Genomic DNA, 12,874 nt, shown 5'->3' on the forward strand with positions numbered 1-12,874 from the left:
AATCGGCGTAATTCAGTACAGATCGAGGGAGAATTACGCTAAGCGGAAGTGCGCCACGCTTTGTTGCAGGCGTGCGGCCAATTGGCCTAACTCATGGCAAGCTTCGGTGGTGTGATAAGCATCTTGCGCCACTGCGTTGGACGATTCATTGATCCGCTCAATATTGCGATCCAACTCTTCCGATACCGCATCTTGTTCGCTACAGGCACTGGCAATCTGCAAGGCCATATCGGCGATCTGCGATACTGCTTCTTCGATCTGCTGGATCCCTTCGCTGGTATTACGACTTTGCGCTACGCAGTGACGGATCATCTCGCATGTCTGGCCGGTGACATCTTTCGCCTGATTGGCTTTCGCCTGCAGGGTTTCGATGATCGCGATAATTTCACCGGTAGAAGCTTGAGTGCGGCCCGCCAAGGTACGGACTTCATCGGCTACAACTGCAAATCCGCGGCCTTGCTCACCGGCTCGCGCGGCTTCAATTGCCGCATTCAGTGCCAGTAAGTTGGTTTGATCGGCGATGCTACGAATCACATCCACCACCATATTGATCTGCGCCGATTCACGCTCCAGTTCGGTAACCAGTGAGCCGGCATGTTCGATTTCCTGCGCGACTTGCGTGATTTCATTGAGCGATTGGCGCACATCCCGATTGCCCTGACGAGCCAGATCATTGGCGGCAGCCGCAGACTGAGAGGCGGTTTCGGTGTTATCGGCCACGTTAGCCACGGTAGCTTTCATCTCGGTCATCGCGGTGGCCACCAAAGAAATCTCGCGCTGCTGGTTCTGAATGCCGTTGGTGGTGTGTTCGGAGACGGTGTCGACAGATTCGATAGCCACGCCAAGTTGAGTGGCGGCGGTGACCACATCTTCAATGATGACACGCAAGTTATCTTGCATCTTCAGTGACGCTTTGGCCAATAGACCCAGCTCATCGTTACTCATGTAGCGGTTATCAAAGCGATGCGTCAGATTACCGGAGGCAATGGCGTTGGCTTGTTCCACCACCGCTTGCAGTGGTGGGCAAATTTGACGTGTTAAGAACACGGTCATGCCCGCCATAAACAGCATCAGCAGGCCGATACTGCCGATATTAGCTTTGATGATCAGTGCGATTTTATCCAGCAAATCAGAGCGACTATCGCGAACAAACGCCAGGTTGATCTGCACCAATTTGGCGATGGAATCTTCCATGTTATCGGACAGCTCACGTGATTGGATCAGGAGTTGCTGAGCTTGAGCGGTTTGTCCTTGCAGTACCAATTGTTCAAAGGTGTGTGATACGCGAATGTATTGCTGCCAGTCTTTACGAAACCGTTCGTAATGCGGACGCTCTTGATCTACCACCGTACTGCCATAACTTTGCAGGTCTTGGTTTGTTTGCTCGATCTCCTGCATGATGGTATTGCGGCGCTTTTGCACTTGGGTGCCATCTTCCAGCAAGATGGCAAATTGATCACTGCGAATCGAAGTGATGTGGTTGCGCAAGGTTTCCACTGAAATAATGCTGGGGAGAACCGAGTCAGTAAAATCCAAAGAGCGATTTTGGATACCATGCAGGGCATGGCTTAAAAATAGCCCTAACATCATGCAGACGGCGGCGACAAATGAGAACACCAGGGCAATTTTTTTTCCTATTGAGATATTTTTATAAAACATAAATTACGGCGTGATCCTTAACGGCTGATTACCGGCATGCATAGCAAAGATCCTTGAAACATGGCCTCTCCACTCGGATAAGCGCATGTACATGCCTGGCAGACTACGAACAACAAAAACATAAAATAAAACCAACATAGTCACAGGCATTACGTGGGTAATGTGTATGTTTTATATGTATTTGAGTCATATTTGACTCAAATTATTATTTATCGCTATGACTGTTAAATTTAAAAATTAACATGCTGATTTTATTAAAATAATGTATTGGCTTATAAATAATAAAGACACAATGACATCATTATGAACGGCCTTATCGGCATCTAATTGCATAGCTTTAGCGTTATTTTTGCGCAATCGATATCGAAAAGACGTTTTAGATGGAATTGACGCTGTTTCGGTACAGCGCCAATGATTGCTGAGAGCAGAAGACTATCGAGAACAGGACTTCGCTTACCTTATGAGTTCAAAGAAAATCCAATAGGGCGGAAGCTGGAACACGATGTGTCTACGAGGTGACCTAGGAAGGTTCAAGCTGGCATTATTGTGCGGCATTCCGAACGGTGGCTAGATCCGCCGTCATCTGCTTATTCAACCAGCAGTAGATAGATAACCGACTGGCTTCAAAATGCGGCTCAGGCAGTGCGGTGGGCTCAACCCAGCGCCAACCTTCACACTTGTGTGGCTCCAGATTTTGCGGCTCGCCCTCGGTATGGGCCAATAAGCAGACGGAAACGGTGTGTTTTCCTTCTTGCTGGAAGGTCTCTAAATTGTTGGTCAGGGCAATCACTTGCGGGTTGCTGATGACCAAGCCGGTCTCTTCTGCCACTTCGCGAATAGCGCATTCGGCAAATGACTCGCCGGCCTCCAGATGTCCACCCGGGATAGACCAGTAAGGGGCATGCTTAGCACTGCGTTTTCCCACCAAAATTTTTCCGTCTGCACGTTGCAAGATAACGCCGACGCCGACATAAGGCCGATTCATGAACTATGTCCAACTCAAAATAAAACAATATTAAAATCATGCGCTTATTTTTTTATGCTGACAAGTTTGACGTGGCACTCGGATATCGGCGGCATTAATCGGTAAACTCTGGTGCTAACTCGCGGCTTTTTCCGCTTTATTTTTATTCAATCTGTTTTATTGACAGCGACTTATCAAAAGAGACATCGGACATGAATTTTGAGCACGTGATTGGTTTGGGTGTGGCCGGTAACTTTGCTGGGCATCTTGAGCAGGCAGGTGAGGCCAAAGATTTTGTGGCGGTGAAAGTGGCCGATGCCGTTGCTCCGAAAGCCATTTTCCCATTCTATGTACCGTCAGCAGATGCCGGTTTTTTGCAGACCTATCCCCTGTCGAGCGACCATATTGTGCCGCCAGCAGATGCCGATAATCTGCAAATTGAGCCAGAAGTGGCGTTGCTGTGTGATATTCACTATCAAGATGGGTTAGTGGTTGGCCTGACGCCTCGCTATTTCGCTGCCTATAACGACTGCTCAATTCGTCGCCCGAATGCTCGTAAAATCAGTGAAAAGAAAAACTGGGGTCCATGCAGCAAGGGGATTTCCTCCACTTTGCTGGAGATTGACCAATTTGCGCCAGGTGGCGTGATGGATGACTACCGGATTGGTTGCTATCTGGTGCGTGGCTCGGAAGTGTACCGCTATGGGGTTGATAGCCCAGTGGTGGAGTACAGCTATTTTCACCAGCGTCTGATTGACTGGTTGATTAACCAGATGAACTTCCAAAAAGATGAAGGCCCAGCCGAGAACATTGCGGAGCTGTTGAAAAAATCCGGTTATCCAACACAGGCACTGATCAGCATTGGCGCGACCCGTTATACCGAGTTTGGGGAAACCCATTTCCTGCGCCCTGGGGATCGCAGCGTGGTGGTGGTCTATAAAGGCTCTGCGTACAGCGCGCACGATATTGAAGAGAAAGTGCGTAACAACCAGCTGTCTGATGCTTTCCTGTCAGCCTTGGTGCAGCAAGTGGATGTGTAAGATTTAGCTGCACGAAGCATTAAAAAGGGAGACCGCGAGAGTCTCCCTTTTTCTTTGCCTTTTTTCTGGCTCTATCTATTGGCTATTGGCTATTGGCTATTGGCTATTGGTGCTCGTGATTTCTCGCCAGCGGCACTTAGCCATTTATGCTTACGCAGCGTTGGCCAGCGATTTTAACCACGCAATCTCTTGCGGCCAGATATCTGGATTTACGGTTTCCAAAATCAAGGGAATGCCGTCAAAACGCGGATCGGCCATGATAAATTCAAAGGCCGGTTTACCGATATTGCCAACGCCGAGGCTGTCATGGCGGTCTACGCGGCTACCAAGCGTGCTCTTGGCATCGTTGATGTGCATGCCGCGCAGATACTGAAAACCAACCACGGCGTCGAATTCGGCGAAGGTCTTAGCGCAGGCGTCCAGAGAGCTTAAATCATAGCCTGCGGCGAAGGTGTGGCAGGTATCGATACAAACTCCGACCCGACTTTTATCTTCGACCTGCGCAATAATTTCTGCCAGATGTTCAAAACGCCAGCCCAGATTAGAACCTTGTCCGGCCGTATTTTCGATCACGGCGGTCACCCCGTGGGTTTGCGCCAGCGCTAAATTGATGGATTCGGCGACTTTGGCCAGACTTTCACTGTCACTGATTTTGTTGAGATGACTTCCCGGATGAAAATTCAGCAAAGTCAGACCCAGCTGCTCACAACGCTGCATTTCATCTAAAAAGGCTGCGCGCGATTTTTCCAAGGCTTCACTTTCCGGATGCCCCAAATTAATCAGGTAACTGTCATGCGGCAGGATTTGCTCCGGGCGAAAGCCCGTTTGCTCGCAGGCCTGTTTGAAGGCGGCAATCATGCTGTCAGTCAGTGGCGCTGCATTCCATTGGCGCTGATTTTTGGTGAAGAGGGCAAAGGCGGTGGCATTGAGCTCTTTGGCGCGCCAAACCGCTTGATCTACGCCGCCAGCGGCACTGACATGGGCACCGATATATTTTGTCATCGCTTAACTCCTTCTGATCTCGGTCGTGGTGCGCTGACTCATCGCATGACATGCATACAATAGAGGGCGCGGTGATCGCCGGTGATCTTGTTGTTGTCGTGGGCACTATGCCCGTGTTGGCATTATGCCGCAGGCTGAATCGGTTTACAGCAGAAACGGTGATTCGCGTCACGAATTAATGGCGGTAGACAGAAAAAGTTACCTACGCTTGATCACAGGCACAAGGAGGCGCTCTGCCGGTTGTAAACCTCGATGTGGTGCTCGAAATTTCCGAGCTCACCAGACGATTACAGCTACTTTCCTTGTTATCCAGCCAAGGCTTTAGCCATACGCTAAATATGCACATTGCTAAAAAATAGCAGGCTGAATAACAGATTGTTGCGATGTTGATTGCTAGAGCGTTGATTACGAGCAGGCTGATTGAGCGAAAACCAATCGAGTACAAGCTGAGCGGATTAACTTAAGTAATAACTTAGGCAATAACTCAAGCAAACAATAACTTAAGCAGATAGGGGCGCGTATGAACCGATTAGGTAAACTGGCCGAAGTTCGCTTACGTGGCGTTAACACTGTGCCATCCCGTTCATCTCACAAGCAATCCAGTGTTCAATCTAGCTCTCACGTCTCTTGGGTTTCTCAAGTTACATGGAGGATGTGGGTTGGGTTGTCAGTTTTCACGTTACTGACATTGATGGTATCCATTTCTGCACAGGCGGCAGAGGAAACGTGGAAACCGCTGGGCAGTACTGCCGATGGGCAAGTGTATGTCGATACAATGACCGCCATGACGGACGACAAAGGCATTACCCATGCGCAGGTGCGGTTAGATTATATCAGCCCCACAGAGATTGGTACGCTACTGTTAGTCGGGCAGCAAAGCCAAGTCCGCTTGGATTGCGCGCAAAAGCAAAGCGCCACGGATCGTATATCGGTCACCCAGCAAGATGGCAAGCGCTTCATCATGGCCAGCTACGAAGCGGCGCCTTTTGAGCAAATCCCCGCCGGTTCAGCCAATGCACTGCTGATGAGCGAACTGTGCTCGCGAGCCATGTAGATGTGCTGTAAGAAGCGGCCAAGTGCAGAGAGCTAAAACAACACTCTCGCGTGAATAACTGATGCGGTATGGAATAAAACAACGGCTGCCACGGTCAAACGGGCAGCCGTTAATGTCTCTGCGTTGGCACTAGACCGGTGCGTTCCAGCACAACACTGTCCAACCTTGGGCTAGTGCTACGCTGTGCAGTTTGCGATCGGGGTTGATGACATACGGTCGATCGGTGGCTGATAGCAGTGGGATGTCATTACGTGAGTCGCTATAGCCAAAACTGCGTTCAATCGAGTAAGGCGGATGTTCGGTCAGCCACTGCTGTAAGCGGATAACTTTCCCTTCTCGGTACGTCAGTGTGCCGCAGCTTTGGCCAGTGTAGCAGTCATCGCGGGTTTCTAGCTCGATGGCCAAACTGTGCTCGATACCCAATAAACGCGCAATCGGATGCACGATGTGTGCAGGGCTGGCAGAAATCAGCAGTGGAATATCACCGCGCTGGCGATGCCAATCGAGGCGCGCTATCCCTTCTGGGTAAATTCGTGGCGCAATCATGTGCGTGACGAATTGTTCTACCCGCTCTTGGATTTCGCTCACTGACAGGCCGCGTAGTGGCGCTAAGGTGAAATCGAGATAGGCAGACATGTCCAACGCACCTTTACGGTATTGCTGCATCATGGCTTGCTCGGTGGCCAGCATGCTAAAAGGCGCCATGCCGGTATTCACCATATATTCCAGCCACAGGCTGGCACTGTCCCCGGCGAGCAGGGTGTCATCAAGGTCAAAAATTGCCAGAGCCATATCGGGAAATCCTAACAGACAGAGTAAAACTGACCAAAAAACATGATTCAGCGCATAGGCTTACCTTACACGTTGGTGCGCGTTGGCTCTAGTGACATTTTTATTTTTGTGTCACCCATCAGGCTGACAGGTGCGGGGCAGTATTTCGTCCGTCTTGCACGGCAATAATAAGAGAATCAGTCATAATTGTGTGATGCGAAGCGGATAAGTTAGCTTAAGTGCGTGTGAGCGCCGGTGGGGCATGAAAAGATATTCATGCGGATAAGAAATATACCGTGCTTGATGCCGAGCAATGGCTCGTCGGCTGTAATGACGCTTGAGTTAACGGTCTATTGACTAAAAGTTTTGATAAAAAAGGTTGTGTACGATGCCACAAGAACGTCAAGGTCTGGTGATAGTGATACACGGTCTGTTTATGAATCGGCTGATCATGCAGCCGTTTACCGATCGTCTGCATTATCTGGGGTGGCAGACCGAAACATTTGCCTATAACTCGTTAAATATCGAGCTGGAAGAGATTTATCAGCGTTTGGATAATTTGCTGAGTAATGCGCACGATATGCCGGTGCACTTAGTTGGCCACAGTCTCGGTGGGCTGATCATTCGCTATTATTTGCATCAGCACCGCCCACGTGGCGTGAGCAGTGTGGTGACACTGGGCACCCCGCATCAGCGGGCCAGTAGTGCCGAGCGGTTGCAGCAATTGGGGATGGGATGGCTGATTGGTAATTCGGGTAGTCACGGGTTATTGGAAAGCGATTTGCCCGATCATTGGGATGTGCCTATTCCTTTGGGCACTATAGCCGGAACCACCGCGGTGGGGATGCGGCCGTTATTATTCTGGCAGCTGGATCAAGAGCCGAGCGACGGTTTAGTGTTGGTGCGTGAAGCTTGTTTGCCGGGGGAAACCGATCATATTGATGTCAGTGCGACCCATACCAACATGATTTACACCTGGGATGTGATCCATCAAGTGGATCATTTTATGCAGTATCAACGCTTTGATCACGAGGCGGAAGATGCGCCGGCAGCGGTAAACGAGTAAACTCCGCTTTTTATTTGATTAGCCGCAGGATCTGCCATGAACACCTTTTCAACCTTATGCCGTTTGTTCGGCACGCTGTTTTATCGTCGTCCGGATGATGCGGTGATGCCGCCAGTACTTAATATGCTGCAGCAAGGTGCCCTTAGCGAAATGTGGCCGCTGGTATTGAGTGATAACAGCGAGTTTGCCCTCAAGCAGTTGCGTCAGCCGCAAGATGTGGCGGCACTGTGCACCGATTATAGCGAACTGTTTGGCGATAACGGTGCAGTATCACTGCTGGCTGAACAGCATGGCATTGATGTTCAAGGCTTTGCGGCTTTCCAACAGCAAGTGGGCATGCCGGGCGCCGGCACAGTAGCGGGTGGTCACTTTGGCCAGATGCTGCTAACAGCCTCATGGGTTGAAGATCAAAGTGCAGAAGATGAAGTGTCGGCGCAAGAGGCACTGTTCCAGCACTATCTGTTGCCAACAGCGGCGAAAGTATTGGGGCAAGTTGAGATGCATGCCAAAACCGGTTTCTACCGCGCGCTGGCGGTGCTGACCCGTGAAGCCCTATCAGCCATGGCTGATGAGCTGGTGGAGCAGTTAGAAGCGCAAAATGGCGATGAGAGTGATAACGCCTGATGTGGCCAATTAACCGATTGGTGTAAACACTCTGTGCTGGTTACACAGTCTGTACACTGTTTGCCACATACGAAAAAGCCCCTGCAGTGCAGGGGCTTTTTTTAACACAGAGATAACGTGATCACTTTTCCCATCGCTGTATTTGCTCAGCAGTGCTGGCAAAGTCAGCCAGCCCAGATTCAGCGTTGGCGGTCATTCAGAAGCCGTAATTATTCAGAGGCCATCATTATTCAGACAGGGGAATAATAATTTTACCCGGCTTGATTTCGATGCCTTTTGCTAGCTGGCGTACCAGTGCTTCTTCTTTACTGCGGTTTGAGTCCAGCACATAAACCGGCGTCTGGTTAAAGAACAATTGCAGTGAGTTTTTCAGGTATGGCATCAGCACTTTGGTGCTTTTTTCCAGTGACTGTGGCGTTACGGTGGCATTCAGCAGCTGCATTTCACGCAGATAGATAGCACCGGTTTCACTGTCAAAGTATGGGCGAGCGGCTAAAGAGAGCGCCACGTTGGCATGCTCTTGTCCCACCAATGTGCTCAGATTCAGATCGGCAGTGCCGTTCAAAATCACCTGATTTGGCTCTGCTCGCCCGATTTTTGCCTGCATGTCCTTCAGGGTAATGTTGGCTTCAAAAACGCCCGGCAGACCCAGTTGTTTTTGGAATTCCACTTTTTGCTGCAGGTACTCGTTCACCTGTTGCTCAGTCAGCGCGTACTGAGTTAATTGGCTACATGCCGCCAGCAGGGCGGTACACAGCAGGGCAGCAAACATCATCTGAATTTTTTTGAACATGGAAGGCATCTCTGAATTTCTTGAAAACGGTGGCAAAGAATACCGTTTACATTCTGAAAAATCGAGTCAGAACGTGCTTCATCGCACAGAAAGCCTTATTTTATCTTGTCAACGTGGGGAGAACTGTGCCGTACAAAGCACTTTTTCATCGGCAGAGAAAGCAAGATAGATTAGTAAAAACAACGTATTACGGGATGCTTTAGGTGTCGAGCCAATACTTAATTTGATTGCGCCCCGATTTTTTGGCGTGATACAGCGCTTGGTCGACGCGGTCCAGCAATTCATCGCCTGTTTCATTACTGGGCGTTATAGAAACAACCCCAATACTCACGGTAACAATATTGCCGGTGTCCGGCGACATATTGTGCGCCCATTGTTGCTGGCGAATTTTCTGGCAAAGGAACTCGCCGTACTGGCGAATTTCGCCTTCGTTGGTATTGGGCAAAATAATGGCAAACTCCTCACCACCGTAGCGATATACACGCTCAGAGGCGCGCCGAGTCGTGGATTGCAGTACTCTCGCCAGTCGTTTCAGGCAGCTATCGCCCTCTAGGTGACCATAAAAATCGTTGTACAGTTTGAAGTGATCCACATCCAGCAGCGCTAACCCCAGCGGCTGGCTGGTGCGCGCATGGCGGCGGATTTCATTATCTAAATCCACGTTCAGCGCGCGTCGGTTATACACTTCCGTCAGACCATCTAAGTTGACTTGCTGGCGCAGTAAATCCGCCTGTTTTTTCAAACTCAGCTGAATCCCCACGCGGGTTTTGACCACCGTGGCATTAAAGGGTTTGGTGATAAAATCGACCGCGCCACTTCTTAGCGCTTCGATCTCTTCTTGTGGATTGTGGTATTTGGTGATGAAAATCACGGTGATATCGCGGGTGAGCGGATCTTGCTTGAGCATTTTGCAGGTATCAAAGCCGCACAGCCCGGGCATTTCGATATCCAGCACAATCAAATCGGGCTGCCTTTCACGTGCGACATGCAGCGCGGTTAACCCATCCATCGATACCAGTATTTCACCATACGGCTTGAGGATCGTGCTCAGCAGCATCAGCGTGGCGCGCGAGTCATCAACCAGCAAAATGCGCGGGATGTAGCGGATAGGGGCGTATTCCATGACATGCTCCGAAAGCGGCCGGCATTGAGCACCAAAATAACCATCATGCATGATTGCGATGACAGTTATCTTGCTTCTGTCTGCCGGCCGACAGCGGGGCCGCTCACTGCGCTGCGCTAGCTTGCGCTCCCCTCTGCATAACGGCAGACAATTTTTTGTGTCAGTGAACTGAGTTCGTTCAACATTCTGTTAATTAAGCCTAGCTGTTGCAGAACAAAACGCGAGTCCGAATCTTGCAGATCTTGCTCTAAAAGTGACTGTGCAAATTGCTGCGTATTGTTGTGCTCAGGGGCAGGGCAGGCTTGCAGCTGCGCCGAAACCGCTTGCAGCTGATGCAAAATATGCTGACTGACCTCTTTTAGCAGTGTGCGTGATTCGGCGTTATCCGGCAGTTTATGGCGGTGCGCCCCCAGCGCGGAGATATAGCCCAGCATGGCATGATTCAGGCACAGCAAGCGAAAACCTTCTTCGAGGATACGCCGTGAGCGTAGCGGCTCTGAACTCATGTTGGAGATCACCGATGCCAGCTCGGCATCGGCATTGTGCGCTGCGCGCCGAGCGATGCGATAGCTCAGGCTGTCATCCTTACCTTGCTGATACTGGGCAATCACTTCATTCAGATAGCTGGTATTGCTGTCGATGGCACGCTGGATCACCAGCGGCAAACGGCGATAGCGCCAATCCGGCCACACAAAGGTCACGGCCAGCCATGCGATCCCGCAGCCAATCAGGGTGTCGGTAACCCGTGGAATGGCGATATCAAAACCGGCTCCCATCAAGTTAAAGCAGAACAGCACCAGCATGGTAATGAAGGCGGTGGCGTAGCCGTATTGCACGGTACGAAAGGCAAAAAACAGCACGCCAAGAACGACAATCAGCACCAGCTGACCTTCTTGTGATGGGATCAGATACAGCAGCGGTAAGCCGGCGATAATCCCCGCCAAGGTGCCGAGTACCCGCTGACGTAAGCGCAGACGGGTGGCACTGTAGTTAGGCTGGCAGACAAACAAACTGGTCAGCAAAATCCAGTACCCGCGCTCCATATTAAACGCCATGATGCAGGCATAACCGGCGCACAGTACCAGCGACATCCGCACCGCATGGCGAAACAGTGCCGAGCCGGGCGTCAGCTGATTGCGAATCCGCGTCCAGATATCGCGAATGCCGTGCAATCCATCGTCAGCCAGCGTGTTGTCTTGTGGCAAGCCAATGATCTGCTCAGACTCAATATGCGATAGCTGCCAGTCAATCGCTTGTAAATTACGTAGCACAAAATTGAGCGAGGCCAGCAGACGCTTATCTTCCGCTTGCTGTGGCTGATGTCGCTCCAGCGAGGCATTGAGCAGATTAAAGGCGCGCTCAAATCGAAAATCGTGGTTGTAGTCATCGCCACTGATAATTGACTTGGCTAACTGACGGCAGGCTTTGGCCTGCAACAGCAGCAGGCGCTGGAAGCGAAATAGCACATCGGAGTGGCGAAAGCGCTTGGCCAGTGCGTGATACTGGTTATGCGCCGAGCTGGCGCGTTCGTGAATGTCTTGCGCCACAAAATAGTAGCGCAGCAAACGGCGAGTACTGCGTTGGCCACGGTCGCCTTTCAGACGCGATAACAGGGAAAGCTTGGTCTGGTTCAGGCTACTGACCAGAGCGCCATTACTGAGAGCAACCTGAATTTGCAGCTCATCATAGCGGTCAGCTTCATCGGGGTCGAAAAAGGCGCTCTTGGCATCCAGATAGCGCGCCAGCAGTTCATAGCAGTTGGCCAGATTTTCCTGCACCGGTCGCACAGGGCGCAGCGCATGGCTGAGCAGCGCAATCAGGCTGTACCACACGGCACCGGCTAGCAGCAGCAAGGGTTGCTGATACCAAGTATCGTACAGCGTTACTCCCAGCATGGTGTAAATCGCAATCAGCAGCGCACCAAAAGAGATGGTGGCGTAGCGCTGACCAATTGCACCCAGCATGGTAAAGCAGAACGAAGAGATCAAAAGACCAATGGCGAACAGCCACGGGTAGGGGAATAAGATCTCAATGGAGACCGACGCGATAAAAAAGCACAGTAGCGTGATAAAAATATTGCGCAAGCGACCACTGAGGCGATCATCAAGATCGGTCAACGCGGCGGCGACTACCCCCAGCGTGACCGGAATGGTGGACAGCACCTCACCGGTCAGCCAAGGAAAGAGCGCCGCCCCTGCCAAGGCGATGAAAATCATCAGGCAGTATTGGAAGCGGCTATTATTTAACGAATGACGAAGTCGGGAAAACGAACCCATAGATGGTACTAAACGTCCTGTTAGCGGCGATAGCGGTCAATCGTGATCTGCGCTTTTTCATTGCGAATTTGACGCGCTAATTCACTAGGCACGACGCGGCGACCGACTGGCCATAATGCCACAACGGCCAATTTGAAATGGGCGATCCCAACCGGAATACCGATCAGAGTCAGGCACTGGCCGATTCCCACGGCAATGTGCACTAGACACAACCACCAACCGGCAATCACAAACCAGATGACGTTGAGCAGAAAACCACCGGCAGCGAGCAAAGAGTTGCTGCGGTTTTCCAGATCGTCGACTTTCACGACATCGTTACCGTATGGCACTAACGACATCTTGGTGATTTCCCAACATGCGCGGGTGAGTGGTAAGGTAACGATACACACAATGCTGAGCAGGGTAGCTAAAAACCAGCTGATTGTGGTGATGAAGCCACCCATTACAAAGTTAAAAATATTCAGTGCAGTTGCCACGGGATGACTCCTGTAAAAAGCAATTA

The 12,874-nt window shown here is 50.8% G+C and carries 12 protein-coding genes; 4 read left to right on the forward strand and 8 right to left on the reverse strand.

Features of this window, described 5'->3' with window-relative positions; translation table 11 throughout:
• Positions 1-33: 33 nt before the first annotated feature.
• Complete coding sequence (locus tag NCTC9997_RS05250) at positions 34-1,659, reverse strand: HAMP domain-containing methyl-accepting chemotaxis protein (protein ID WP_064977505.1); 1,626 nt, start codon at positions 1,657-1,659, stop codon at positions 34-36.
• A 541-nt stretch (positions 1,660-2,200) separates the two neighbouring features.
• Positions 2,201-2,644, reverse strand: a complete 444-nt coding sequence (locus NCTC9997_RS05255; protein WP_064977506.1) for a nucleotide triphosphate diphosphatase NUDT15 — start codon at positions 2,642-2,644, stop codon at positions 2,201-2,203.
• Between the two features lie 191 nt (positions 2,645-2,835).
• Between NCTC9997_RS05255 and NCTC9997_RS05260 the strand changes: the two genes are divergently transcribed.
• Positions 2,836-3,663, forward strand: coding sequence for a DUF5718 family protein (locus NCTC9997_RS05260; protein ID WP_064977507.1), 828 nt, complete (start codon positions 2,836-2,838; stop codon positions 3,661-3,663).
• Positions 3,664-3,813: 150 nt separating this feature from the next.
• On the opposite strand, the gene nfo is transcribed toward NCTC9997_RS05260, so the two are convergent.
• On the reverse strand, positions 3,814-4,665 hold the full coding sequence (nfo, locus tag NCTC9997_RS05265; RefSeq protein WP_064977508.1) for a deoxyribonuclease IV: 852 nt from the start codon (positions 4,663-4,665) through the stop codon (positions 3,814-3,816).
• Positions 4,666-5,329: 664 nt separating this feature from the next.
• On the opposite strand from nfo, the gene NCTC9997_RS05270 reads away from it, so the two are divergent.
• Positions 5,330-5,719: a surface-adhesin E family protein gene (locus tag NCTC9997_RS05270; RefSeq protein ID WP_152135943.1), complete on the forward strand. Its 390-nt coding sequence runs from the start codon at positions 5,330-5,332 to the stop codon at positions 5,717-5,719.
• A 129-nt stretch (positions 5,720-5,848) separates the two neighbouring features.
• Here the strand turns inward: NCTC9997_RS05270 and NCTC9997_RS05275 are convergent, their stop codons facing one another.
• Positions 5,849-6,511 carry an HAD family hydrolase gene (locus tag NCTC9997_RS05275; protein WP_064977510.1) on the reverse strand — a complete coding sequence of 221 codons (663 nt, stop codon included), beginning with the start codon at positions 6,509-6,511 and terminating at the stop codon, positions 5,849-5,851.
• A gap of 367 nt (positions 6,512-6,878) precedes the next feature.
• Here NCTC9997_RS05275 and NCTC9997_RS05280 point away from each other — a divergent pair, with 367 nt between their 5' ends.
• Entirely contained in the window at positions 6,879-7,556 is a 678-nt protein-coding gene (locus NCTC9997_RS05280) for an esterase/lipase family protein (RefSeq protein WP_039046164.1), read from the forward strand.
• Positions 7,557-7,592: 36 nt separating this feature from the next.
• On the forward strand, positions 7,593-8,180 hold the full coding sequence (locus NCTC9997_RS05285; RefSeq protein ID WP_064977511.1) for a TorD/DmsD family molecular chaperone: 588 nt from the start codon (positions 7,593-7,595) through the stop codon (positions 8,178-8,180).
• A 226-nt stretch (positions 8,181-8,406) separates the two neighbouring features.
• Here NCTC9997_RS05285 and NCTC9997_RS05290 read toward each other — a convergent pair whose 3' ends face one another.
• The 4 genes from NCTC9997_RS05290 to NCTC9997_RS05305 form a co-directional block, all read right to left on the reverse strand.
• Positions 8,407-8,973 carry a lipoprotein gene (locus tag NCTC9997_RS05290; RefSeq protein ID WP_047706997.1) on the reverse strand — a complete coding sequence of 189 codons (567 nt, stop codon included), beginning with the start codon at positions 8,971-8,973 and terminating at the stop codon, positions 8,407-8,409.
• A 199-nt stretch (positions 8,974-9,172) separates the two neighbouring features.
• Positions 9,173-10,096 (reverse strand): GGDEF domain-containing response regulator, encoded by a 924-nt coding sequence (locus NCTC9997_RS05295; RefSeq protein ID WP_064977512.1) that lies wholly within the window; start codon positions 10,094-10,096, stop codon positions 9,173-9,175.
• A gap of 116 nt (positions 10,097-10,212) precedes the next feature.
• Complete coding sequence (gene yccS / locus NCTC9997_RS05300) at positions 10,213-12,372, reverse strand: YccS family putative transporter (RefSeq protein ID WP_064977513.1); 2,160 nt, start codon at positions 12,370-12,372, stop codon at positions 10,213-10,215.
• Positions 12,373-12,392: 20 nt separating this feature from the next.
• The gene (locus tag NCTC9997_RS05305; protein ID WP_230407393.1) at positions 12,393-12,815 is read right to left on the reverse strand and encodes a YccF domain-containing protein; all 423 of its coding nucleotides are present in this window, start codon (positions 12,813-12,815) and stop codon (positions 12,393-12,395) included.
• Positions 12,816-12,874 lie beyond the last annotated feature (59 nt).

Origin of the sequence: Plesiomonas shigelloides, from assembly GCF_900087055.1 — a bacterium.
Taxonomy (GTDB): Bacteria; Pseudomonadota; Gammaproteobacteria; order Enterobacterales; family CAMTGL01; genus Plesiomonas; species Plesiomonas shigelloides.

Bases quoted from the DNA above. Each gene is read 5' to 3' on its own strand.
- NCTC9997_RS05250 (WP_064977505.1), bottom strand. From the start codon at position 1,659: ATGTTTTATAAAAATATCTCAATAGGAAAAAAAATTGCCCTGGTGTTC.
- NCTC9997_RS05255 (WP_064977506.1), bottom strand. From the start codon at position 2,644: ATGAATCGGCCTTATGTCGGCGTCGGCGTTATCTTGCAACGTGCAGAC.
- NCTC9997_RS05260 (WP_064977507.1), top strand. From the start codon at position 2,836: ATGAATTTTGAGCACGTGATTGGTTTGGGTGTGGCCGGTAACTTTGCT.
- nfo (WP_064977508.1), bottom strand. From the start codon at position 4,665: ATGACAAAATATATCGGTGCCCATGTCAGTGCCGCTGGCGGCGTAGAT.
- NCTC9997_RS05275 (WP_064977510.1), bottom strand. From the start codon at position 6,511: ATGGCTCTGGCAATTTTTGACCTTGATGACACCCTGCTCGCCGGGGAC.
- NCTC9997_RS05280 (WP_039046164.1), top strand. From the start codon at position 6,879: ATGCCACAAGAACGTCAAGGTCTGGTGATAGTGATACACGGTCTGTTT.
- NCTC9997_RS05285 (WP_064977511.1), top strand. From the start codon at position 7,593: ATGAACACCTTTTCAACCTTATGCCGTTTGTTCGGCACGCTGTTTTAT.
- NCTC9997_RS05290 (WP_047706997.1), bottom strand. From the start codon at position 8,973: ATGTTCAAAAAAATTCAGATGATGTTTGCTGCCCTGCTGTGTACCGCC.
- NCTC9997_RS05295 (WP_064977512.1), bottom strand. From the start codon at position 10,096: ATGGAATACGCCCCTATCCGCTACATCCCGCGCATTTTGCTGGTTGAT.
- yccS (WP_064977513.1), bottom strand. From the start codon at position 12,372: ATGGGTTCGTTTTCCCGACTTCGTCATTCGTTAAATAATAGCCGCTTC.
- NCTC9997_RS05305 (WP_230407393.1), bottom strand. From the start codon at position 12,815: ATGGGTGGCTTCATCACCACAATCAGCTGGTTTTTAGCTACCCTGCTC.